Source organism: Bacteroides sp. 2_2_4, from assembly GCF_000157055.1.
Classification (GTDB): Bacteria; Bacteroidota; Bacteroidia; order Bacteroidales; family Bacteroidaceae; genus Bacteroides; species Bacteroides ovatus.
Map to the genome: position 1 here is coordinate 38,998 of NZ_EQ973366.1, position 23,189 is coordinate 62,186.

General features: G+C 41.5%; 21 protein-coding genes, 5 tRNA genes and 1 pseudogene. 2 read left to right on the forward strand and 25 right to left on the reverse strand.

Features of this window, described 5'->3' with window-relative positions; genetic code table 11:
• Window positions 1-2: 2 nt before the first annotated feature.
• The 25 genes and pseudogenes from rplW to rpsU all read right to left on the reverse strand — a co-directional run bounded on the left by rplW (window position 3) and on the right by rpsU (window position 20,380).
• Window positions 3-293 carry a 50S ribosomal protein L23 gene (rplW, locus tag BSCG_RS06220; protein WP_004296347.1) on the reverse strand — a complete coding sequence of 97 codons (291 nt, stop codon included), beginning with the start codon at window positions 291-293 and terminating at the stop codon, window positions 3-5.
• A gap of 16 nt (window positions 294-309) precedes the next feature.
• Window positions 310-936 (reverse strand): 50S ribosomal protein L4, encoded by a 627-nt coding sequence (gene rplD / locus BSCG_RS06215; RefSeq protein ID WP_004296348.1) that lies wholly within the window; start codon window positions 934-936, stop codon window positions 310-312.
• A pseudogene (rplC, locus tag BSCG_RS06210) lies at window positions 936-1,554 on the reverse strand (50S ribosomal protein L3). Before rplC ends, rplD begins: the two are co-directional and overlap by 1 nt.
• An 18-nt stretch (window positions 1,555-1,572) precedes the next feature.
• Window positions 1,573-1,878 (reverse strand): 30S ribosomal protein S10, encoded by a 306-nt coding sequence (gene rpsJ, locus BSCG_RS06205; RefSeq protein ID WP_002558075.1) that lies wholly within the window; start codon window positions 1,876-1,878, stop codon window positions 1,573-1,575.
• Between the two features lie 80 nt (window positions 1,879-1,958).
• Complete coding sequence (fusA, locus tag BSCG_RS06200) at window positions 1,959-4,076, reverse strand: elongation factor G (RefSeq protein WP_008646328.1); 2,118 nt, start codon at window positions 4,074-4,076, stop codon at window positions 1,959-1,961.
• A gap of 45 nt (window positions 4,077-4,121) precedes the next feature.
• Window positions 4,122-4,598: a 30S ribosomal protein S7 gene (gene rpsG / locus BSCG_RS06195; protein WP_004296352.1), complete on the reverse strand. Its 477-nt coding sequence runs from the start codon at window positions 4,596-4,598 to the stop codon at window positions 4,122-4,124.
• A gap of 143 nt (window positions 4,599-4,741) precedes the next feature.
• The gene (rpsL, locus tag BSCG_RS06190; protein ID WP_002558078.1) at window positions 4,742-5,152 is read right to left on the reverse strand and encodes a 30S ribosomal protein S12; all 411 of its coding nucleotides are present in this window, start codon (window positions 5,150-5,152) and stop codon (window positions 4,742-4,744) included.
• Between the two features lie 136 nt (window positions 5,153-5,288).
• On the reverse strand, window positions 5,289-5,597 hold the full coding sequence (locus BSCG_RS06185) for a DUF3467 domain-containing protein (protein WP_008646329.1): 309 nt from the start codon (window positions 5,595-5,597) through the stop codon (window positions 5,289-5,291).
• Between the two features lie 146 nt (window positions 5,598-5,743).
• Entirely contained in the window at window positions 5,744-10,027 is a 4,284-nt protein-coding gene (gene rpoC / locus BSCG_RS06180) for a DNA-directed RNA polymerase subunit beta' (RefSeq protein WP_004296356.1), read from the reverse strand.
• 104 nt (window positions 10,028-10,131) lie between these two features.
• Window positions 10,132-13,944, reverse strand: coding sequence for a DNA-directed RNA polymerase subunit beta (gene rpoB / locus BSCG_RS06175; protein ID WP_004307544.1), 3,813 nt, complete (start codon window positions 13,942-13,944; stop codon window positions 10,132-10,134).
• A gap of 104 nt (window positions 13,945-14,048) precedes the next feature.
• Window positions 14,049-14,423, reverse strand: a complete 375-nt coding sequence (rplL, locus tag BSCG_RS06170) for a 50S ribosomal protein L7/L12 (RefSeq protein WP_004296358.1) — start codon at window positions 14,421-14,423, stop codon at window positions 14,049-14,051.
• 90 nt (window positions 14,424-14,513) lie between these two features.
• Entirely contained in the window at window positions 14,514-15,035 is a 522-nt protein-coding gene (gene rplJ, locus BSCG_RS06165; RefSeq protein ID WP_004296359.1) for a 50S ribosomal protein L10, read from the reverse strand.
• A 15-nt stretch (window positions 15,036-15,050) separates the two neighbouring features.
• Window positions 15,051-15,749, reverse strand: coding sequence for a 50S ribosomal protein L1 (rplA, locus tag BSCG_RS06160; protein ID WP_004296360.1), 699 nt, complete (start codon window positions 15,747-15,749; stop codon window positions 15,051-15,053).
• A gap of 15 nt (window positions 15,750-15,764) precedes the next feature.
• A complete protein-coding gene (gene rplK / locus BSCG_RS06155; RefSeq protein WP_004296361.1) occupies window positions 15,765-16,208 on the reverse strand; it encodes a 50S ribosomal protein L11 in 444 nt (147 codons plus the stop codon).
• 61 nt (window positions 16,209-16,269) lie between these two features.
• Window positions 16,270-16,812: a transcription termination/antitermination protein NusG gene (gene nusG, locus BSCG_RS06150; RefSeq protein ID WP_004296362.1), complete on the reverse strand. Its 543-nt coding sequence runs from the start codon at window positions 16,810-16,812 to the stop codon at window positions 16,270-16,272.
• Window positions 16,813-16,828: 16 nt separating this feature from the next.
• Window positions 16,829-17,020 (reverse strand): preprotein translocase subunit SecE, encoded by a 192-nt coding sequence (gene secE, locus BSCG_RS06145; RefSeq protein ID WP_004296363.1) that lies wholly within the window; start codon window positions 17,018-17,020, stop codon window positions 16,829-16,831.
• Between the two features lie 14 nt (window positions 17,021-17,034).
• Window positions 17,035-17,107, reverse strand: a tRNA-Trp gene (locus BSCG_RS06140).
• A gap of 52 nt (window positions 17,108-17,159) precedes the next feature.
• On the reverse strand, window positions 17,160-18,344 hold the full coding sequence (gene tuf / locus BSCG_RS06135) for an elongation factor Tu (protein WP_004296364.1): 1,185 nt from the start codon (window positions 18,342-18,344) through the stop codon (window positions 17,160-17,162).
• Between the two features lie 51 nt (window positions 18,345-18,395).
• Window positions 18,396-18,467: transfer RNA gene (locus tag BSCG_RS06130), tRNA-Thr, on the reverse strand.
• Between the two features lie 10 nt (window positions 18,468-18,477).
• A tRNA-Gly gene (locus tag BSCG_RS06125) sits at window positions 18,478-18,550 on the reverse strand.
• Window positions 18,551-18,578: 28 nt separating this feature from the next.
• Window positions 18,579-18,661 (reverse strand) — tRNA-Tyr (locus tag BSCG_RS06120).
• 85 nt (window positions 18,662-18,746) lie between these two features.
• Window positions 18,747-18,820 (reverse strand) — tRNA-Thr (locus BSCG_RS06115).
• A 97-nt stretch (window positions 18,821-18,917) separates the two neighbouring features.
• Window positions 18,918-19,217, reverse strand: a complete 300-nt coding sequence (gene hpf / locus BSCG_RS06110; RefSeq protein ID WP_004296365.1) for a ribosome hibernation-promoting factor, HPF/YfiA family — start codon at window positions 19,215-19,217, stop codon at window positions 18,918-18,920.
• 16 nt (window positions 19,218-19,233) lie between these two features.
• Window positions 19,234-20,115: a tyrosine recombinase XerC gene (gene xerC / locus BSCG_RS06105; protein ID WP_004307555.1), complete on the reverse strand. Its 882-nt coding sequence runs from the start codon at window positions 20,113-20,115 to the stop codon at window positions 19,234-19,236.
• Window positions 20,116-20,188: 73 nt separating this feature from the next.
• Complete coding sequence (gene rpsU, locus BSCG_RS06100; protein WP_002558090.1) at window positions 20,189-20,380, reverse strand: 30S ribosomal protein S21; 192 nt, start codon at window positions 20,378-20,380, stop codon at window positions 20,189-20,191.
• Window positions 20,381-20,568: 188 nt separating this feature from the next.
• Here rpsU and BSCG_RS06095 point away from each other — a divergent pair, with 188 nt between their 5' ends.
• Entirely contained in the window at window positions 20,569-22,350 is a 1,782-nt protein-coding gene (locus BSCG_RS06095; protein WP_008776912.1) for an aminopeptidase P family protein, read from the forward strand.
• 79 nt (window positions 22,351-22,429) lie between these two features.
• Window positions 22,430-22,945, forward strand: coding sequence for a gamma carbonic anhydrase family protein (locus BSCG_RS06090; protein WP_004307560.1), 516 nt, complete (start codon window positions 22,430-22,432; stop codon window positions 22,943-22,945).
• The last annotated feature ends 244 nt before the right edge of the window (window positions 22,946-23,189 follow it).

The following is a 23,189-nucleotide window of genomic DNA, read 5'->3' on the forward strand; positions in this document are numbered from 1 at the left end:
TATTAAATATTGCTATAAAAATCAATAGTATCTCCTTCTTTCAATGTCACGATTGCTTTTTTGAAAGCATTCGTACGACCATTGATGATACCTGCTTTGGTATAACGGCTCTTATTTTTGCCAGCATACTTCACAGTATTCACATCAACTACTGTAACATTATAAAGAGCTTCAATTTCCTTCTTAATTTCCAGTTTGTTAGCTTCAGGACGTACAACAAAGCCGAAACGATTCAGCTTATCTGTGATTGCAGTCATTTTCTCTGTTACCAACGGTTTAATAATAATTCCCATTATTTAAGCCTCCTTTTTAAATTAAGATATTGTCAATAGCCTTCAGAGAGTTTTCAGTAAGCACAACAACCCCAGCATTCAATACTCTGTAAGTATTTAATCCCGAGATAGTCTGCACATTAGCACCCTCAATGTTACGAGCTGACAAATATACGTTTTTATTTGCTTCCGGTAAAATTACAAGTAGCTTTTTATCGGAAACTTTAAGATTTTTTGTCATTGCAACGAAATCTTTTGTCTTAGGAGCTTCAAATGTGAAATCCTCAACGACAACGATTGCATCGTTTTGAGCTTTATAAGACAAAGCTGACTTACGAGCCAATGTCTTAACTTTTTTATTCAACTTGAAGAAGTAGTCTCTTGGTTTCGGACCGAAAACGCGGGCACCACCTACAAGAACCGGTGAGTTCATATCACCACGACGAGCTCCGCCACCACCTTTCTGGCGACCGATCTTACGAGTTGAACCACTGATTTCACTTCTTTCTTTTGACTTATGAGTACCCTGACGCTGATTAGCCATAAACTGTTTTACGTCCAAATAGATAGCGTGGTCGTTGGGCTCAATTCCGAAGATAGATTCGTTTAACGTAACCTTTCTCCCAGTGTCTTCACCTTTAATGTTATATACGTTAACTTCCATTATTTCTCAATTAATACGATTGAACCTTTGCAACCCGGGATAGAACCTTTAATCAAAAGAAGGTTATGATCCGCGATTACTTTTAATACCTGCAAGTTTTGTACAGTGACTCTGTCACCACCAAGTTGTCCACCCATGCGCATTCCCTTGAATACTTTTGCAGGGTAAGAACAAGCACCAATAGAACCCGGTTTACGAGCGCGGTTGTGCTGTCCGTGAGTAGCCTGCCCCACACCACCAAAACCATGTCTTTTTACTACACCCTGGAAACCTTTACCTTTAGAAGTTCCAACAACGTCAACAAAGTTAGCATCGTTAAACATCTCTACGGTAATAGTATCACCCAGATTCAATTCTGTTCCAAATTCTTTGAACTCAGCCAAGTGTCTCTTCGGTGTTACTCCTGCTCTTTTAAAATGTCCCATCAACGGTTTAGTTGTATGTTTTTCCTTTTTGTCCTGGAAACCCAACTGAACAGCTGCATAGCCATCTTTTTCTACAGTTTTAACTTGAGTAACAACACAAGGACCTGCTTCGATAACAGTGCATGGTACATTTTTACCATCGGCACTGAAAACGGATGTCATTCCGATTTTTTTTTCCTAATAATCCTGGCATTTCACTAATTTTTAATTATCAAACTTTAATTTCTACTTCCACACCACTTGGCAATTCCAACTTCATCAGAGCGTCTACTGTCTTAGCAGTTGAGCTATAGATGTCGATCAATCTCTTATAAGAAGAGAGTTCAAATTGCTCACGAGACTTTTTGTTTACGAAAGTCGAACGGTTCACAGTAAAGATACGCTTGTGCGTAGGCAGAGGTATCGGACCGCTAACAATAGCACCTGTAGCTTTTACAGTTCTTACAATTTTCTCAGCTGACTTGTCAACCAAGTTGTGGTCGTAAGATTTCAATTTAATTCTAATTTTCTGACTCATTATTTTTTTTAATTAATACATTTATAATAAGATAAAGCGGCAGGCTAAGAGTCATTCGCTAGCCTGCTGCTTTAGATATTTTAGAGTAAATCAGCACGTCCTTTTACTTCTTCCAATACAGCCTTGGCAATAGAAGAAGAAACCTGAGCGTGATGAGAGTAAGTCATTGATGAAGTTGCACGACCAGAAGTGATAGTACGTAAAGCTGTTACATAACCAAACATTTCTGCCAGCGGAACCATCGCTTTCACGATACGGGCACCAGAACGACTAGATTCCATACCTTCAACCTGTCCACGACGTTTGTTCAAGTCACCGATAACATCACCCATATTCTCTTCCGGAGTTACAACTTCCAGCTTCATGATAGGTTCCATCAAAACAGGACCTGCCTTAGCACATGCATTTTTATAAGCCTGCATTGCACAGATTTCGAATGACAACTGATCAGAGTCAACCGGATGGAATGAACCATCAACCAAAGTAACTTTCAATGAATCCAGCGGATAACCTGCCAAAACACCACTCTTCATAGCATTCGTAAAGCCTTTCTGAACAGCAGGAATAAATTCCTTAGGAATGTTACCACCTTTCACTTCGTCAACAAACTGCAAACCACCCAAAGTGAAATCTGCATCAGCCGGACCAATATTCACGATGATATCAGCAAACTTACCACGCCCACCAGATTGCTTCTTATATACTTCACGCAAATTAACTGTCTTCGTGATAGCTTCTTTGTAGTTAACCTGCGGCTTACCCTGGTTACATTCTACCTTGAACTCACGTTTCAAACGATCAATAATGATATCCAAGTGAAGCTCACCCATACCAGAAATAACCGTCTGACCTGTCTGTTCGTCTGTCTTCACAGTAAACGTCGGATCTTCTTCAGCCAATTTAGCCAAACCGTTAGACAGCTTATCCATATCCTTCTGCGTCTTAGGTTCTACAGCGATACCGATAACTGGTTCCGGGAAGTCCATAGATTCAAGTACGATCGGAGCGTTTTCATCACACAAAGTATCACCAGTGTGAATATCCTTAAAACCTACACCTGCGCCGATATCACCAGCACCGATTACTTCAACCGGATTCTGTTTGTTAGAGTGCATCTGGAACAGACGAGAAACGCGTTCTTTCTTACCAGAGCGAGAGTTGTAGATATAAGAACCTGCTTCAATTTTACCTGAATAAACACGGAAGAAAGTCAAACGACCTACATATGGGTCAGTTGCGATCTTAAATGCTAAAGCTGATGTTTTTTCATCATCACTTGGTTTACGATCTTCTTCAGCTCCAGTATTAGGATTTGTACCTATTACATTCTCTGTATCAAGCGGAGAAGGCAAAAAAGCACAAACATAGTCAAGCAATGTCTGAACACCTTTGTTCTTGAAAGAAGACCCACAAAGCATGGGGACTACGGCCATCTGAACTGTTGCATTGCGAAGAGCTCTCAACACTTCTTCTTCAGTAATAGTAGAAGGATCATCGAAATATTTCTCCATCAAAGCATCATCAAATTCAGCTACTTTTTCAAGCATCTTGTCTCTCCACTCGTTAGCTTCATCGACAAGTTCTGCCGGAATTTCCTCAACACTGTAGTCAGCACCCATTGTTTCATCGTGCCAATAAATAGCTTTCATTTTGATAAGATCAACAAGACCTTTAAAAGATTCTTCAGCACCAATAGGAACAACAATCGGACACGGATTAGCTCCAAGCACATCCTTCATCTGGCGAACTACTTCAAAGAAGTCTGCACCAGAACGGTCCATCTTATTAACATAAGCAATACGAGGAACGTTATATTTATCAGCTTGACGCCATACAGTTTCTGATTGGGGCTCAACACCACCAACAGCACAATAAGCAGCCACAGCTCCATCAAGGATACGCAATGAACGTTCTACCTCTGCAGTAAAATCAACGTGCCCCGGAGTGTCAATCAAGTTAATTTTATAAGTATCACCAGCATATTTCCATCTTGTTGTTGTAGCAGCAGATGTAATAGTGATACCACGTTCTTGCTCCTGTTCCATCCAGTCCATAGTAGCAGCACCATCATGAACTTCACCTATTTTGTGAGTCAATCCAGTGTAGAACAGGATACGTTCAGAAGTAGTTGTTTTTCCGGCATCGATGTGAGCCATGATACCGATATTACGAGTTAAATGTAAATCATGTTTAGCCATCTTCTAATTCCTTTACTTTAAGTTTATATTTGGTTTCTTACAGTATTAGAATCTAAAATGAGCAAATGCACGGTTAGCTTCTGCCATTCTGTGCATATCTTCTTTACGCTTGTATGCACCGCCTTGTTCATTGAAGGCATCCATAATTTCAGCAGCCAACTTGTCAGCCATTGATTTACCACCTCTTTTGCGAGCAAACAGAATCAGATTCTTCATAGAGATTGATTCTTTACGATCCGGACGGATTTCAGTAGGAACTTGGAAAGTTGCACCACCTACACGGCGAGACTTTACTTCCACTTGCGGAGTTACATTATCCAAAGCCTTTTTCCAGATTTCGAGAGCTGATTTTTCTTCGTTAGGAAGTTTTGCTTTCACTGTTTCCAAAGCGGCATAAAAGATTTCATAAGATGTATTTTTCTTTCCATCATACATCAAGTGGTTCACGAACTTGGAAACCTTTTGGTCATTAAACACGGGATCCGGAAGAATCAGGCGTTTTTTTGGTTTTGCTTTTCTCATTTGTTTGAAAAATAATGTTTTTGTTCTTGGTTGTCTACTTCTTGACTTCTTCAACTCTCCCTCCGGAGAATTTACTCAACCTTTAGCATTTCCAACAAACTAAAACGTAAGTTATTACTTTAATTTTAATTAGGTCTTAATCCTTATTTTTTCTTACCCTTAGCAGGAGCAGCAGCTTGTCCTGGTTTCGGACGCTTAGCACCATACTTTGAACGTCTTTGAGTACGACCAGCAACACCTGCTGTATCAAGTGTACCACGTACAATGTGATAACGCACACCCGGAAGGTCTTTTACACGACCACCACGTACCAAAACGATTGAGTGTTCCTGCAAGTTGTGTCCTTCTCCCGGAATGTATGAGTTCACCTCTTTTTGGTTAGTCAAACGTACACGAGCTACTTTACGCATTGCAGAGTTCGGCTTCTTCGGAGTAGTAGTGTATACTCTCACGCAAACGCCACGTCTTTGAGGACATGAATCCAAGGCTGGAGATTTACTTTTCTCCACCAGCACTTCGCGTCCTTTTCTTACTAATTGCTGAATTGTAGGCATTTTAATTGTTTTTTGATTTATATTATTGTTATATTAATTTCGTAACTATACATTTTGGGCTGCAAAAATACGAATAATATTTGAATATTCAATGCGCTACAACTTTTTTTTCTTTTTTAATGTTTTTATATCATCTTCATGCTTCGCCTTTTACACCCGCCAAGGGAGGAAGAGAAGGTTCATCTGAAGTACGAATCGGGCCGAATACCCGTTCATACTTTGCTATATTGTCTTCCAATGCCCGCAGCAAGCGTTTTGCGTGTTCCGGAGCCACAATAATGCGAGATTGCACGCCAGCCTTCGGTATGCCCGGCATTATGCGCACGAAGTCAAGGATGAATTCAGAACTAGAATGAGTAATAATAGCTAGATTTGCATAAGTTCCCTGCGCTATCTCTTCTCTCAATTCAATCTGTAATTGTCCATTGTTATTTTGTTCTTCCATATTTTATATGATTAAAAAGTTATCCTGCAAAATAACACATTTTTCCTGAGACTAATGGTAATACACACAAGTAAAAAAGAAATAAAAAAAGGAGCAATTACCCAATCTGGCAATCGCTCCTTCTCATATAGTCAATTGAATTGTATTTATTCTACTTCATTGTAGTCAAGTACTGTTTTCTTGTTAGCCAAGATACGATCGTACTCTTCTTTTGATCCAACGATGAGTTTTTCAAATTCGCGCTGACCGGTACCTGCAGGAATCAAGTGACCACAGATCACATTTTCCTTCATACCTTCCAACTTATCGATCTTACCGTTGATAGCAGCCTCATTCAAGACTTTCGTTGTTTCCTGGAAGGAAGCAGCCGACATAAAGCTTGAAGTCTGCAAAGCAGCACGTGTAATACCCTGAAGGATCTGAGTAGAGGTAGCAGCAACAGCATCACGAACCTCAACCGGTTTCAAGTCACGACGTTTCAACATACTGTTCTCATCACGCAACTTGCGGGCAGTTACAATCTGACCAGCTTGCATATTTTGAGAATCACCAGCATCCACTACGACTTTCTTACCCCAGATACGATCATTTTCTTCCATGAATTCCAGTTTGTCTACGACTTGCTGTTCGAGGAAACGAGTATCTCCCGGTTCATCAATCTGAACCTTACGCATCATCTGACGAACGATAATCTCGAAGTGCTTATCATTGATCTTCACACCCTGCAAGCGGTATACATCCTGAACTTCATTCACGATATATTCTTGTACAGCTGTAGGACCTTTAATTGCCAAGATATCTGCTGGAGTAGTAGCACCGTCAGACAACGGAGTACCTGCACGTACATAGTCATTTTCCTGTACCAGAATCTGCTTAGACAGTGCAACCAGATATTTTTTAACCTCACCAGTCTTGGAAGTTACAATGATCTCACGGTTACCACGCTTGATCTTACCCATTGTTACCTCACCGTCGATTTCAGAAACGACAGCCGGATTTGACGGGTTACGAGCTTCAAACAATTCAGTAACACGAGGAAGACCACCCGTGATATCACCCGCTTTACCTACGGCACGCGGAATCTTCACGATTACTTCACCAGCTTTTACCTTCTGACCATTCTCGATGATTACGTGACCACCTACCGGTAAGTTATAAGTACGGATCAAATCACCGTCCTCTGTCAAAATATGAGCTGTAGGAACTTTGGTTTTATCCTTGGATTCAATAATAATAATTTCACGAAGACCTGTTGCTTCATCCGATTCAACCTTATAAGTAACGTTTTCAATTACGCCCTCAAATTCGATCTTACCGGTTGCTTCTGTAATAATAACAGCATTGAACGGGTCCCACTTAGCGATCAGTTTGCCTTTTTCTACCAAGTCGCCATCACTTACATACAGTGTTGAACCATAAGGTACGTTATGAGTAGAAAGAACAATACCGGTATTTACATCCACAAAACGTACTTCGGCCAAACGACCTACTACCACTTTTGCAGATTCACCCATCTCGTCAACGATATCTACTGTACGCAACTCTTCAAATTCAAGACGTGCATTATTTTTAGCAACGATACTGGCGTTAGCTGCAATATTTGCAGCAGTACCACCGGCGTGGAATGTACGCAATGTCAACTGTGTACCCGGCTCACCAATAGACTGAGCAGCGATTACACCGACAGCTTCACCCTTCTGAACCATGCGGCTCGTTGCCAGGTTACGTCCGTAACATTTAGCACAAACACCCTTCTTAGCTTCACAAGTCAATACCGAACGGATTTCAACACTCTCGATCGGAGACTCCTGAATTTTCTTGGCAACTTCTTCTGTGATTTCTTCACCACCGGCAACAAGCAATTCACCTGTAGTAGGATGAATAATATCATGTACGGAAACACGTCCTAAGATACGTTCGTACAGAGTAGCAATAACCTCATCGTTATTCTTAAGGTCCGTACAAACCAATCCGCGGAGTGTACCGCAGTCTTCTTCTGTAATAATCACATCATGTGATACGTCCACCAGACGACGGGTCAGATAACCGGCATCGGCAGTCTTCAAAGCGGTATCCGCCAAACCTTTACGAGCACCGTGGGTAGAGATAAAGTACTCCAACACCGAAAGTCCTTCTTTAAAGTTTGACAAAATCGGGTTCTCGATGATCTGACCACCTTCAGCACCTGCTTTCTGCGGTTTTGCCATCAAACCACGCATACCTGACAACTGACGAATCTGTTCTTTAGAACCACGAGCACCAGAGTCAAGCATCATATATACAGAGTTGAATCCCTGATCATCCGAAGAAATTGTCTTCATCAGGATATTAGACAACTCAGAGTTTACATGTGTCCAGATATCGATCACCTGGTTGTAACGTTCGTTGTTGGTAATGAAACCCATGTTATAGTTATTTACGACTTGTTCTACTTCGTCGTAACCTTTCTGTACCAACGTTTCTTTTTCCTTCGGAATGATAATATCACCCAAGTTGAATGACAAACCACCCTTGAACGCCATCTGATAACCTAAGTTCTTGATTCCGTCCAGGAAGTCGGCAGCCTTAGCCACACCACATACCTTAATTACATCACTAATAATATCACGAAGAGATTTCTTAGAGATAATTGTATTGATATAACCAGCTTCAGGCGGAACGATTTCATTAACAATCACACGTCCTACCGAAGTTTCGCGCATTACGTCTACAATGTTACCATTTTCATCAACGTCTTTCACGATAACTTTCACCGGAGCATGAATATCTACCTTACCTTCATTGTAAGCGATCAACGCCTCTTCCGGTCCGTAGAATGTCAGACCTTCACCTTTCGCACCAGCACGCAACTTAGTAATATAGTACAAACCAAGAACCATATCCTGTGCAGGCACAGTAATAGGCGCACCGTTTGCCGGATTCAAGATATTATGTGATTGAAGCATCAACATTTGTGCTTCCAGAATTGCTTCATTACTCAAAGGCAAGTGAACAGCCATCTGGTCACCGTCAAAGTCGGCATTGAATGCCGTACATGCCAACGGGTGCAACTGAATAGCTTTACCTTCGATCATCTTAGGCTGGAAAGCCTGAATACCCAGACGGTGCAATGTCGGAGCACGGTTCAACAGTACCGGATGTCCTTTCATTACATGTTCCAGAATATCCCAGATCACCGGTTCCTTGCGGTCAACGATCTTCTTGGCAGACTTAACAGTCTTAACGATACCACGTTCGATGAGCTTACGAATAATAAACGGCTTGTACAATTCGGCAGCCATCAATTTAGGAATACCGCATTCACCCATTCTCAATTCCGGACCTACGACGATTACCGAACGAGCAGAGTAGTCAACACGTTTACCCAGCAAGTTCTGACGGAAACGTCCTTGTTTACCCTTCAAGCTGTCAGACAATGACTTCAACGGGCGGTTGGCATCTGTCTTCACAGCACTTGACTTACGTGAGTTATCAAACAAAGAATCGACAGATTCCTGAAGCATACGTTTTTCATTACGCAAAATCACTTCCGGAGCCTTGATTTCAATCAGTCGTTTCAGACGGTTATTACGGATAATCACACGACGATAAAGGTCGTTCAAGTCAGATGTAGCAAAACGACCACCATCCAACGGAACCAACGGACGAAGTTCGGGTGGGATAACCGGTACGATACGTACAATCATCCATTCCGGTTTGTTGCGTCCACGTGATGCACGGAACGATTCTACTACCTGAAGACGTTTCAAAGCCTCATTCTTACGTTGCTGTGAAGCATCGTTACCTGCACGGTGACGCAATTCGTAAGACAAAGCATCCAGATCCAGACGAGCCAGCAAATCATAGATAGCTTCAGCACCCATCTTTGCAACAAACTTGTTCGGATCATTATCTTCAAGATATTGATTATCTTTTGGAAGCGTATCCAGGATATCCAGATATTCTTCTTCCGAAAGCAAATCATATTCAGCTACACCGTCTTCAGCTTTTACACCCGGCTGAATAACAACATAACGTTCGTAGTATATAATCGAATCCAGTTTCTTCGTCGGCAGTCCGAGCAAATAACCGATTTTATTAGGGAGCGAACGGAAATACCAGATGTGAGCCACCGGCACAACCAGCTGGATATGTCCCATACGTTCACGGCGTACTTTCTTTTCAGTAACTTCCACACCACAACGGTCGCAGACGATACCTTTATAACGGATACGCTTGTATTTACCGCAATGACATTCATAATCCTTGATAGGACCAAAAATGCGCTCGCAGAACAAACCATCACGTTCGGGTTTGTACGTACGGTAATTAATGGTTTCAGGCTTCAAAACTTCACCACTCGAATTCTCAAGGATTTCTTCCGGAGAAGCCAGACCAATTGAGATCTTCGAGAAATTACTTTTCGTCTTATTTTCTTTTCTAAAAGCCATACTCTATATAATTGAGATTTGATAATTGAATCATTGGAAATTGAAAAGACACGGATGTCAACAGACCGTCATCGGCTTGTTGACACCACGTATTCTTTATTATTTTATTCTAGGTTGATACTCAAACCTAATCCTCTCAACTCGTGCAACAATACGTTCAAGGATTCCGGAATACCAGGTTGCGGCATCGGTTCACCTTTCACAATTGCTTCATAAGCTTTCGAACGTCCTACCACGTCATCAGACTTGATAGTAAGGATTTCCTGCAGGATATGAGCAGCACCAAAACCTTCGAGTGCCCAAACCTCCATTTCTCCGAAACGCTGACCACCGAACTGTGCTTTACCACCAAGAGGTTGCTGAGTAATCAATGAGTACGGACCGATAGAACGAGCATGCATCTTGTCTTCAACCATGTGACCCAACTTCAACATGTAAGTCACACCCACAGTAGCTGCCTGGTCAAATTGCTCACCTGTACCACCATCACAAAGATAAGTTTTACAATAGCGAGGCAATCCTGCCTTGTCTGTCCACTGATCCAGATCTTCCATTGTAGCACCGTCGAAAATAGGAGTTGCAAATTTCACACCCAATGTTTTTCCGGCACGTCCTAATACAGCTTCAAAAATCTGACCAATGTTCATACGAGAAGGCACACCCAACGGATTCAATACGATGTCAACCGGAGTACCATCCGACAAGAACGGCATATCTTCCTGACGAACAACGCGGGATACAATACCCTTGTTACCGTGGCGACCTGCCATCTTATCACCCACACCAATCTTACGCTTCTTAGCAATATATACTTTTGCCATCTGGATAATACCAGCTGGAAGTTCATCACCAATTGTAATAGCAAACTTCTTACGTTTCAATTCAGCATCCAGCTCTTTGTATTTCTTAATGAAATTCATCACCAGATCACGAATCATACCATTAATATGGTCATCACTAGTCCAGTTGCTTAACTGAATAGAAGTAAAGTCGAGTGAATCAAAATCAGAAGCACTGAACTTAGAACCTTTCGCAATTACTTCCGCACCCAGATAATCCTTCACACCTTGAGAAACCTTACCTTCAGTCAAAGTCATCAGTTTCTTAACCAGGATACGTTTCAGATCAGCTACCTTAGATTCAAATTCATCATCGATCTTAGGCAACAATGCTTTATCGGCCAGTTTTGAGCTACGATTCTTAATCACACGTGAGAAAAGTTTCTTATCGATCACAACACCTTTCAAAGAAGGAGAAGCTTTCAATGAAGCATCTTTCACATCACCTGCCTTATCACCAAAGATGGCACGAAGCAATTTTTCTTCCGGAGAAGGATCAGATTCACCCTTCGGTGTAATCTTACCAATCATGATATCACCCGGCTCGATACGAGCACCGATTCTTACGATACCATTTTCATCCAGGTCTTTAGTAGCTTCTTCACTTACATTCGGGATATCAGAAGTCAACTCTTCCATACCACGTTTTGTTTCACGAACTTCCAGAGAATATTCCTCTACGTGAACCGAAGTCAACAAGTCTTCGCGTACCACACGTTCGTTCAATACGATAGCATCCTCATAGTTGTAACCTTTCCAAGGCATGTAAGCAACCAACAGGTTCTTACCCAATGCCAATTCACCCTTTTCAGTAGAATAACCTTCAGTCAAGATGTCACCTTTCTTCACACGCTGGCCTCTGTCGCAAATCGGACGCAAGTCAATCGTCATGTTCTGGTTAGTCTTACGGAACTTAGGTATTCTATATTCTTTCAAAGCAGGTTCAAAACTTACGAACTCTTCGTCTTCTGTACGGTCATACAAAATACGGATAGTAGTAGCATCAACGTAGTCAACAACACCATCTCCTTCCGCAGTAATCTGCGTACGAGAGTCTCTTACCAACTGACGTTCGATACCTGTACCTACGATCGGCGCTTCACTCCTCAACAAAGGAACCGCCTGGCGCATCATGTTTGATCCCATCAATGCACGGTTAGCATCATCATGTTCCAGGAACGGAATCAATGAAGCCGCGATTGATGCAATCTGCTGAGGAGAAACGTCCATCAAATCAACCTCTGTCGGTTCAACAACCGGGAAGTCAGCATCCTGACGAGATTTAACTTTGTTACGCACAAATGTACCGTCATCATTCAACGGAGCATTTCCCTGTGCAATAACCTTTTCTTCCTCTTCTTCAGCAGTCAGATAAATCAGACCGTTATCAGAAAGATCCACTTTTCCGTTTTCCACCTTACGGTACGGAGTTTCGATGAATCCCAGATCATTAATCTTAGCAAATACACACAATGAAGAAATCAAACCGATGTTCGGACCTTCAGGAGTCTCAATCGGACAAAGACGACCATAGTGTGTGTAGTGAACGTCACGAACCTCAAATCCGGCACGTTCACGGGAAAGACCACCAGGACCAAGGGCAGACATACGACGCTTGTGCGTGATTTCAGCCAAGGGGTTTGTCTGGTCCATGAACTGCGACAATGCGTTCGTTCCGAAGAATGAGTTGATTACAGAAGAGATTGTCTTCGCGTTAATCAAATCAATCGGAGTAAACACTTCATTGTCACGAACGTTCATACGTTCGCGAATCGTACGAGACATACGAGCCAGACCAACAGCAAACTGATTAGAAAGCTGCTCACCTACTGTACGTACACGACGGTTACTCAAGTGGTCAATATCATCCACATCTGCTTTTGAGTTAATCAGCTCAATCAGATATTTGATGATTTCAATGATATCTTCCTTCGTGAGGACACGCACGTCCATATCAGTCGTCAGATTCAACTTTTTATTGATTCTGTAACGACCTACATCACCAAGGTCATATCGTTTTTCAGAGAAGAACAAGTTGTTGATAACCTCCCTTGCACTTGCGTCATCAGCCGGATCGGCGTTACGCAACTGACGGTAGATATACAACACAGCTTCTTTTTCCGAGTTACTCGGGTCCTTCTGCAACGTATTATATATGATAGAGAAATCGGACTGGTTCGGTTCATCTTTATGTAAAAGGATGTTTTGAACTCCCGACTCCAAAATTTCATCAATATGCACCTCTTCCAGTACGGTTTCACGATCGATAATAACTTCGTTACGCTCGATAGAAACCACTTCACCGGTATCTTCATCAACGAAATCTTCAATCCATGTTTTCAAGACACGTGCAGCCAATTTACGACCTAGCACTTTCTTCAGATTTGTCTTGTTCACCTTTACATCTTCTGCAAGGTTGAAAATCTCAAGAATATCTTTGTCATTCTCGAAGCCAATTGCACGCAACAAAGTCGTTACCGGCAATTTCTTCTTACGGTCGATGTATGCGTACATCACATTATTGATGTCAGTAGCAAACTCAATCCACGAACCCTTAAACGGAATAATACGAGCCGAATAAAGTTTCGTACCATTGGCATGTACACTCTGACCGAAGAACACACCCGGAGAACGGTGAAGCTGTGACACAACTACGCGTTCGGCACCGTTAATGACGAAAGTAGCCTTATCAGTCATATAAGGAATCGGGCCGAGGAATACGTCCTGAATCACTGTATCAAAATCCTCATGATCGGGGTCCGTACAGTAAAGCTTAAGTTTCGCTTTTAAGGGAACACTATAAGTAAGCCCACGCTCTATACAATCATCGATGGTATAACGCGGCGGATCAATATAATAGTCCAGAAACTCAAGAACAAAATTGTTTCTTGTATCGGCAATAGGGAAGTTTTCAGCAAATACTTTATACAATCCCTCATTCTTGCGCTTTTCAGGTGGGGTATCTAATTGTAGAAAGTCTTGGAATGACTTCAATTGTACTTCCAGGAAATCCGGGTATTCGAGCGGATTCTTAGTCGAAGCAAAATTAACTCTTTGATTTACAGTATTTGAAGACATCTGTCAATGAATTTGGAGAACTTAATTTGAAATATATACACAAAAAGGTTAAGAATCCTCTTGTGAAGGATTCCTAACCGAATTACCTGATTACCAGGCCAATGTTATTTAAGTTCAACTTCAGCTCCAGCTTCTTCCAATGTTTTCTTCAATGATTCTGCTTCGTCTTTAGCCAAACCTTCTTTTACTGTGCTAGGAGCACCGTCTACCAAGTCTTTAGCTTCTTTCAAACCAAGACCACAAGCTTCCTTAACAGCCTTAACTACCTGAAGTTTAGCTGCACCAGCGCTCTTCAATACTACGTCGAAAGAAGTTTTTTCTTCTGCGGCAGCAGCACCAGCTGCAGGACCAGCAGCAACAGCTACAGCTGCAGCAGCAGGTTCAATACCGTATTCTTCTTTAAGGATAGTTGCAAGTTCATTAACTTCTTTTACTGTCAAGTTAACTAATTGTTCTGCAAAAGCTTTCAAATCTGCCATTTTTTGTATGATTTTAATGTTTAAATACTTGTTGATTTTTGAAAATTATTCGGGATGTTATTCCCAAGGCTGTGACGCCTTTTTCCATTTTTACGCTTCGGTACGTTCACCAAGAGTCTTGAGAACTCCGTGAAGGGTGTTACCACCTGATTGAAGAGCAGAAATAACATTCTTGGCCGGAGATTGCAACAGTGCAACGATATCGGCGATAACTTCATTCTTACTCTTGATTGCAACGAGAGCATCCAATTGGTCTGCACCAACATAGAAGCTTTCTTCTGCATACGCAGCTTTCAGTCCGGGAATACCGTCTTTCGCTTTGTCTTTGATTAACTTAGCAGGTACGTTTGCAGTGTTAGTAAACATAACAGCAGTAGTACCTTTCAAAGAACCGTAAAGAGGTGAGAAGTCTTCTTCCAGGCTTTCAAGTGCTTTGTGAAGCAGAGTGTTTTTAACCACCATCAATTTGATGTCTGATTTAAAGCAATCTCTTCTCAATGCGCTGGTAGCAGCAGCGTTCATCGCTGTAACGTCTACCAAGTAGAAGTGACCATATTCCTTTACTGTAGCAGCAATTTGCTCTATAATCGTACTTTTATCTTCCTTTCTCATTATTTCTCTGTTTTATTAGATTTCATCCACTGATTTCGGGTCGATTTTAATACCCGCACTCATTGTACTAGAAAGATAAATACTCTTAATATATGTACCCTTTGCTGCGGTCGGTTTCAGCTTGTTCAGAGTAGAGATGAACTCTTTCGCGTTGTCGCGAATCTGATCAGGACTGAATGATACCTTACCGATAGAAGTGTGAACGATACCGCTCTTATCAACTTTAAAGTCAATCTTACCTTGTTTTACTTCTTTTACAGCCTTAGCAACATCCATAGTTACAGTACCACTCTTAGGGTTCGGCATCAATCCACGAGGACCGAGTACACGACCGAGTGCACCAATTTTACCCATGATAGATGGCATAGTGATGATTACATCAATATCAGTCCATCCACCTTTGATCTTTTCAATATATTCGTCAAGACCAACATAGTCAGCACCAGCTTCTTTTGCAGCAGCTTCAGCATCCGGTGTACAAAGTACCAACACACGCACTTCTTTACCAGTACCATGAGGAAGTGAGACAACACCTCTCACCATCTGGTTAGCTTTACGCGGGTCAACCCCTAAACGTACATCAATATCCAGTGAAGCATCGAATTTGGAAAAAGTGATTTCTTTTACCAAAGATGCAGCTTCTTTCAGTGAGTATGCTTTCCCTGCTTCAATTTTTTCTGCAGCTAACTTTTGATTTTTTGTCAGTTTACCCATTACAATTGAAGTTTATTAGTTATTAACCGGGAACTCCCCTTTTACAGCGATACCCATACTTCTAGCTGTACCTGCAACCATTCTCATGGCAGCTTCCACAGTAAAACAGTTCAAGTCAACCATTTTGTCCTGAGCGATCGTACGAACTTGTTCCCAAGTAAGCTCGGCAACTTTCTTACGGTTAGGCTCAGCAGAACCACTCTTTACCTTAGCTACTTCAAGTAATTGAATAGCAACGGGAGGAGTCTTGATTACAAAATCGAAAGACTTATCTGCGTAGTAAGTAATGATAACAGGTAAAATTTTACCTGCTTTGTCTTGGGTTCTGGCATTGAATTGCTTGCAAAATTCCATGATATTGATACCCTTAGAACCCAAAGCAGGTCCAACGGGAGGTGATGGATTTGCAGCGCCTCCTTTAATCTGTAACTTGATTAGTCCAGCAACTTCTTTAGCCATTTTTTTATTGATTTATATATAAACATTAAACGAAGAACAACAACAGCGTAACAATTCCGTGTTATTCCTTTTCCACTTGCATAAAGCCCAATTCAAGCGGCGTTTTGCGCCCGAATATCTTTACCATGACCTTTAGTTTCTTTTTTTCGCTATTCACTTCTTCAATGATACCACTGAATCCGCTAAAAGGTCCAAAAGTAACTTTTACAGTTTCACCCACCACGTACGGAATATTGAGTTCTTCACCCGTTTCCTGCAGTTCGTCCACTGTACCAAGTATACGATTCACTTCTGATTGTCTGAGAGGCACCGGTTTTTCGGAGCCACCTAAAAAGCCTATCACATTCGGAGTGTTGCGCAAGTGATGAGCGACCTCACCAACCAAAGCAGCCTCCACCAAAACGTAACCAGGAAGATAACTTCTTTCCTTCACAATTTTTTTACCATTGCGAACCTGGTAAACTTTTTCAGTAGGAATCAATACCTGAGATACATATTCACCAAGGTCACTGTTCTTAAGATCAGCTTCAAGATATTCCTTTACCTTAGCTTCTTTTCCACTAATAGCACGCAGAACGTACCATTTCTTTTCAATCTCAGCCATTTTCAATTCCTAATTTTTAATGTGGATAAACGATTTTTTCCATGAAGTTCTGGAAACAGACATCCATACCCCATACTACCAATGCAATAAGCAGGGAAGCATATAAAACAACTACTGCACTGTTAGCAAGTTCAGAATACGTAGGCCACGATACTTTATGTACAAGTTCGTCGTAAGATTCTTTAATATAAGCTATTACCTTTTTCATTTCAATAATATTAGCACGGGAGGAGAGGCTCGAACTCCCGACACCCGGTTTTGGAGACCGGTGCTCTACCAACTGAGCTACTCCCGTGTGTACATAATCAGTTCCCGATGAAAACCGGGAACTGATTAATTATTGTGTATTAGTCGATAATTTCAGTAATCTGACCAGCACCTACCGTGCGTCCACCTTCGCGGATAGCGAAACGAAGGCCCGGGTTCAATGCTACTGGGTAAATCAACTCAACTGTAATAGTTACGTTATCACCCGGCATTACCATTTCTGTTCCTTCCGGCAAAGTGATTTCACCTGTACAGTCCATAGTACGCAAGTAGAACTGAGGACGGTATTTGTTGTGGAACGGAGTGTGACGACCACCTTCTTCTTTCTTCAAGATATAAACCTCAGCTTTGAATTTAGAGTGCGGTTTAATCTGACCTGGTTTACAAAGAACCATACCACGTTTGATTTCGTTCTTGTCAATACCACGAAGCAAAAGACCTACGTTGTCACCAGCTTCACCTTGATCCAACAGTTTACGGAACATTTCAACACCAGTTACAACTGATTTCTTATCTTCACCTAAACCAAGAATTTCGACTTCATCACCAACGTGGATGACACCTGTTTCGATACGACCTGTTGCTACAGTACCACGACCTGTGATAGAGAACACGTCTTCAACCGGCATCAAGAATGGTTTATCAACATCGCGCGGAGGCAGTGGAATCCAGTTATCAACTGCATCCATCAGTTCCATAACTTTGTCTTCCCATTTTTCAACACCGTTCAATGCGCCAAGAGCAGAACCACGGATGATAGGAGTATTGTCACCATCGAAATCATAGAATGAAAGGAGTTCTCTCATTTCCATTTCAACGAGTTCCAACATTTCTTCGTCGTCTACCATATCGCATTTGTTCAAGAATACAACCAGACGAGGAACGTTTACCTGACGAGCCAACAGAATGTGTTCGCGAGTTTGAGGCATCGGACCATCAGTTGCAGCACAAACGATGATAGCACCGTCCATCTGAGCAGCACCAGTAACCATGTTCTTTACGTAGTCGGCGTGACCCGGGCAGTCTACGTGTGCATAGTGACGGTTAGCTGTTTGATATTCAACGTGAGAAGTATTGATAGTAATACCTCTTTCTTTTTCTTCAGGAGCGTTGTCGATAGAATCGAAAGAACGCAATTCTGAAAGACCTTTTTTTGCCAACACTGTAGTGATAGCAGCTGTCAACGTTGTCTTACCGTGGTCTACGTGACCGATTGTACCAATGTTTACATGCGGTTTGGTACGTTCAAATTTCTCTTTAGCCATAGCTTTACTTGTTATTTATTTGATTAATAATCAGCATTTACATCCTTTATGAGCTGTTACCGGGACTTGAACCCGGGACCTCTTCCTTACCAAGGAAGTGCTCTACCACTGAGCTATAACAGCAAGAAAAGAGAGCGGAAGACGGGGCTCAAACCCGCGACCCTCAGCTTGGAAGGCTAATGCTCTATCAACTGAGCTACTTCCGCATTCTTGCCAAAGTTGTCACTCTGATTGTGGGCAAAGATGGATTCGAACCACCGAAGGCGTAAGCCAGCAGATTTACAGTCTGCCCCATTTGGCCACTCTGGTATTTGCCCTTTTCAAAATCAAGAAATAAAAGAACTATTTTCAAACAATATGATAAAGACAGATGTTCTATCTTTGTTCTTCGGTTTCTTTTTGAGCCTCTTGTCGGATTCGAACCAACGACCCCGAGATTACAAATCACGTGCTCTGGCCAACTGAGCTAAAGAGGCAAACTTACTAAAAAATGCAACCGTCACGTTCTAACGCGAGCGAAACGGCTGCAAATTTAGTTATTTATTTCTTTCCCGCAAAATATTTGGGATTTTTTTATTTGCTACGTTGCTTTTCCTTGTATTTAACCAGTTGTTTTACGAGCGCTTCCACATCTAAATCAATTGCCTCTTCAAATGTATCACACACTTTGCTTGCATAAAACTCCCCATTGGGGATTAATATTTTAATGCCTGCTTCTTTATTTTCAGCAACTTCTGGTTTTACTACCTTTAATGACACCTCTACTTTCTTTATATCTTCGTAATATTTTTCCAACTTGGACACTTTCTTCTGAATAAATGCCTGCAATTGCTCTGACGCATCAAAGTGAATTGATTGAATTCTAACATCCATACTTACCTCCTTTTTTTTAAGCTCTTGGATGAGCTTGTTTATACACTTTTTTAAGTTCTTCAAATGTGGCATGCGTATAGATCTCGGTAGTCGTAATGCTCTCGTGACCCAAAAGTTCTTTTACCGCGCCCAACTCTGCTTCATTATTCAGCATTGTGGTAGCAAAAGTATGCCTCAACACGTGAGGACTCCTTTTCTTCAGCGTTGCCACCTTTGACAGGTTCCGTTTCACTAAATTATAGACCAGATTCTTATAAAGTCGTTCGCCATTCTCTCTAATAAAGAAAGCCTCCGACCTTTCCGGAATCGTTTCGTTTCTTACATTGATATACTCAAGCATCAACTCCCGCAGTTCATCACCGAACGGTATCAGTCGTTGCTTATTTCTTTTCCCGGTCACTTTCAGAAGAGAAGCCGAAAAATCCACATCCTTATCATCCAAACCTATTAATTCCGAAAGTCTCATGCCAGTAGCATAAAACACTTCAATCACCAACCGGTCCCGACAACCTTTAAATCCTTCGCCAAAATCCGTATCATCCAATAACCGATTCATTTCGTTCTCTTTTAAGAACACAGGCAACGGCTTTTTGTTTTTAGGTCCTTTTATTTTACGCAAAGGATCTATAGTCGTCTTCCCCTGTCTTATGAGATACTTGTAAAACGTTCGGAGCGAACTTAGCTTACGATTTACAGAAGTTGAGGTATACCCTTTATCCATCAATGAAACAATCCATTCACGAATCAGTTCCGCCTCGACCTCTAACGGATTAAACTTTCCATACTCTTCCTGAGCAAACTCCTGCAGTTGCTTTATATCTTCACCGTACGCAAGAACGGTTTTTTCAGAATAGTTCCGCTCATACTGGAGATAATCAAGAAAAGATTCTATCAACATAATATCGCTACATCTAAAATCGTGCAACGAATGTATGAAAAGAATTCAATAATTCAAAGGAAATTACGAATTATTAATCTTCTACTTGCTGAAGTTGTTGTACGTAAACTGCGCGTTCTTTCTTAAGTCTTTTAGTTACAGACGGTTTATCAAACTGCTGTCTGCTTCTCAATTCTTTTACGATGCCAGTTTTCTCAAATTTTCTTTTGAACTTCTTCAGCGCTTTTTCAATGTTTTCGCCTTCTTTTACAGGTACTACAATCATTTTGTTATTATTAATATGTTATGATTAAAAAAATTCCGCAGTCAAATTGCGCCGCAAAATTACACATACTTTCTTTATTCACAAAACTTTCGGCAAATATTTCTCAAAAACTATTCATAAACAAGTCATTAAATGCGGAAAGTTAGTACCTTTGAAACACTTACATGTCTATAATAATATAATAAGGTATGAAACAGAACATAAAAGAACGAGTACATGCTTTGCGCATGACATTCCATCCCAATTACATCAAAGCATTCATTATCCCCAGCACCGACCCCCATCTTAGTGAGTATGTGGCTCCCCACTGGATGTCACGTGAATGGATTTCCGGTTTTACGGGTTCTGCAGGAACAGCGGTCATCCTGATGGACAAAGTGGGATTATGGACCGACTCACGTTACTTCCTTCAGGCAGCGAAAGAACTGGAAGGGAGTGGCATCACACTCTACAAAGAGATGCTGCCGGAAACTCCAAGCATAACAGAGTTTCTCTGCCAGCACTTAAAACCCGGAGAATCTGTAAGCATTGACGGGAAAATGTTCTCCGTGCAACAGGTAGAACAAATGAAAGAAGAACTAGCGGCACATCAGTTACAGGTAGATATATTTGGAGATCCATTAAAAAACATCTGGAAAGACCGTCCCTCCATACCTGACTCTCCAGCCTTTATTTATGATATCAAATATGCAGGAAAAAGCTGCGAAGAAAAAATATCCGCTATCCGTGCGGAGTTGAAGAAGAAAGGCGTCTATGCTTTATTCATATCTGCACTGGACGAAATAGCATGGACTCTCAATCTACGAGGAAACGATGTACATTGCAATCCAGTCATAGTGAGCTACCTGTTAATTACGCAGGACGAGGTGACTTACTTCATTTCACCGGAAAAAGTGACGTCGGAGGTCGAGACTTATCTGAAGAAACAACAAATAGGAATACAGAAATATGATGAGGTAGAGACATTCCTGAATTCTTTCCCCGGAGAAAATATTCTTATTGATCCACGGAAAACGAATTATGCGATTTACTCGGCCATTAATCCGAAATGTTCCATTATTCGTGGCGAGTCTCCCGTCACATTATTGAAAGCCATTCGCAATAAACAGGAAATAGCCGGCATCCATGCTGCCATGCAACGGGATGGAGTGGCACTTGTCAGATTCCTCAAGTGGCTGGAAGAATCTGTATCCACCGGAAAAGAAACTGAATTAAGTATAGATAAAAAGCTGCATGAATTCAGAGCAGCACAGCCCCTCTACATGGGAGAAAGTTTCGACACCATTGCAGGATATAAAGAGCACGGAGCAATCGTGCATTATTCGGCAACGCCAGAAAGCGATGTAACTCTTCAGCCTAAAGGATTCCTACTCTTAGATTCAGGGGCACAATACTTGGACGGAACCACTGACATCACTCGTACCATCGCATTAGGCGAACTGACGGAAGAGGAAAAGACGGATTATACCTTAATATTAAAGGGACACATAGCATTGGCTATGGCCAAATTCCCAGCCGGAACCCGTGGTGCGCAACTCGATGTACTGGCGCGTATACCTATCTGGAATCACAGAATGAACTTTCTCCATGGCACAGGGCACGGCGTCGGGCATTTCTTGAGTGTACACGAAGGTCCACAAAGCATTCGTATGAATGAAAACCCTGCAATTCTCCAGCCCGGTATGGTTACATCCAACGAACCTGGTGTTTATAAGACAGGCAGTCACGGGATACGTACGGAGAACCTGACGTTAGTTTGCAAAGATGGAGAGGGAATGTTTGGAGAATATCTTAAGTTTGAGACTATCACTTTATGCCCCATCTGCAAAAAAGGGATCATCAAGGAGATGCTGACAAATGAAGAAATTGAATGGTTAAACAATTACCATCAGACTGTCTACGAGAAACTATCACCGGATCTTAACGAAGAAGAAAAAGTTTGGTTACAAGAGGCGACTGCTTCCCTTTAAAAAGAACTTGCCTGACACCCGGGTGTCGTACAACATAGAACTGCATTAAATAAAAAACTTTATTAGAAACAAATATTATATGGCTTTAATTAAATCAGTACGGGGTTTTACTCCCGAGATCGGAGAAAACTGCTTCCTCGCAGATAATGCAACTATTATAGGAGATGTAAAAATAGGAAATGATTGTAGCATTTGGTTTAATACGGTATTAAGAGGTGACGTCAACTCCATACGAATCGGCAACGGTGTCAATATTCAAGATGGAAGTGTCTTGCATACATTATACCAGAAATCGACTATTGAAATTGGCGATCACGTATCCGTAGGACATAATGTCACCATTCATGGGGCGACCATCAAAGATTACGCATTGGTCGGGATGGGGTCAACCGTACTGGATCACGTTGTAGTCGGTGAAGGAGCAATCGTTGCCGCCGGCTCTCTGGTATTAAGCAATACCATCATTGAACCGGGAAGCATTTGGGGAGGAGTACCCGCGAAATTCATTAAAAAGGTAGATCCTGAACAAGCCAAAGAACTGAATCAAAAAATTGCTCACAACTATCTGATGTACTCACAATGGTATAAAGAATAGCTTTAAATAAAACCTAAAACAAAACTTCGTTCCTCCTTACTCTTATATTTTTAAGAAAAGGGGGAACGTTTTTTTTCAGAACACCATTGACACTTCAATAGCCACATAAATAAGCCATTTACAAACACATACCATAAAATCCACACTACTAAAACTAATCATCATTGATTTCCAAAGTCCATATTTATATTATTTAACCCTCTGAATATATTCTTATTACGAATTATTCGTAGATTTGTAAGAC

What these genes read in the sequence shown, in the direction of transcription:
- rpsG (WP_004296352.1), bottom strand. Translation starts at nt 4,598, where the DNA reads ATGAGAAAAGCAAAACCAAAAAAACGCCTGATTCTTCCGGATCCCGTG.
- rpoC (WP_004296356.1), bottom strand. Translation starts at nt 10,027, where the DNA reads ATGGCTTTTAGAAAAGAAAATAAGACGAAAAGTAATTTCTCGAAGATC.
- tuf (WP_004296364.1), bottom strand. Translation starts at nt 18,344, where the DNA reads ATGGCTAAAGAGAAATTTGAACGTACCAAACCGCATGTAAACATTGGT.
- BSCG_RS06095 (WP_008776912.1), top strand. Translation starts at nt 20,569, where the DNA reads ATGAAACAGAACATAAAAGAACGAGTACATGCTTTGCGCATGACATTC.
- rpsJ (WP_002558075.1), bottom strand. Translation starts at nt 1,878, where the DNA reads ATGAGTCAGAAAATTAGAATTAAATTGAAATCTTACGACCACAACTTG.
- rpoB (WP_004307544.1), bottom strand. Translation starts at nt 13,944, where the DNA reads ATGTCTTCAAATACTGTAAATCAAAGAGTTAATTTTGCTTCGACTAAG.
- rplJ (WP_004296359.1), bottom strand. Translation starts at nt 15,035, where the DNA reads ATGAGAAAGGAAGATAAAAGTACGATTATAGAGCAAATTGCTGCTACA.
- xerC (WP_004307555.1), bottom strand. Translation starts at nt 20,115, where the DNA reads ATGTTGATAGAATCTTTTCTTGATTATCTCCAGTATGAGCGGAACTAT.
- BSCG_RS06185 (WP_008646329.1), bottom strand. Translation starts at nt 5,597, where the DNA reads ATGGAAGAACAAAATAACAATGGACAATTACAGATTGAATTGAGAGAA.
- fusA (WP_008646328.1), bottom strand. Translation starts at nt 4,076, where the DNA reads ATGGCTAAACATGATTTACATTTAACTCGTAATATCGGTATCATGGCT.
- rplK (WP_004296361.1), bottom strand. Translation starts at nt 16,208, where the DNA reads ATGGCTAAAGAAGTTGCTGGACTAATCAAGTTACAGATTAAAGGAGGC.
- BSCG_RS06090 (WP_004307560.1), top strand. Translation starts at nt 22,430, where the DNA reads ATGGCTTTAATTAAATCAGTACGGGGTTTTACTCCCGAGATCGGAGAA.
- rpsL (WP_002558078.1), bottom strand. Translation starts at nt 5,152, where the DNA reads ATGCCTACAATTCAGCAATTAGTAAGAAAAGGACGCGAAGTGCTGGTG.
- secE (WP_004296363.1), bottom strand. Translation starts at nt 17,020, where the DNA reads ATGAAAAAGGTAATAGCTTATATTAAAGAATCTTACGACGAACTTGTA.
- hpf (WP_004296365.1), bottom strand. Translation starts at nt 19,217, where the DNA reads ATGGATGTTAGAATTCAATCAATTCACTTTGATGCGTCAGAGCAATTG.
- rplL (WP_004296358.1), bottom strand. Translation starts at nt 14,423, where the DNA reads ATGGCAGATTTGAAAGCTTTTGCAGAACAATTAGTTAACTTGACAGTA.
- rplA (WP_004296360.1), bottom strand. Translation starts at nt 15,749, where the DNA reads ATGGGTAAACTGACAAAAAATCAAAAGTTAGCTGCAGAAAAAATTGAA.
- nusG (WP_004296362.1), bottom strand. Translation starts at nt 16,812, where the DNA reads ATGGCTGAGATTGAAAAGAAATGGTACGTTCTGCGTGCTATTAGTGGA.
- rplD (WP_004296348.1), bottom strand. Translation starts at nt 936, where the DNA reads ATGGAAGTTAACGTATATAACATTAAAGGTGAAGACACTGGGAGAAAG.
- rplW (WP_004296347.1), bottom strand. Translation starts at nt 293, where the DNA reads ATGGGAATTATTATTAAACCGTTGGTAACAGAGAAAATGACTGCAATC.
- rpsU (WP_002558090.1), bottom strand. Translation starts at nt 20,380, where the DNA reads ATGATTGTAGTACCTGTAAAAGAAGGCGAAAACATTGAAAAAGCGCTG.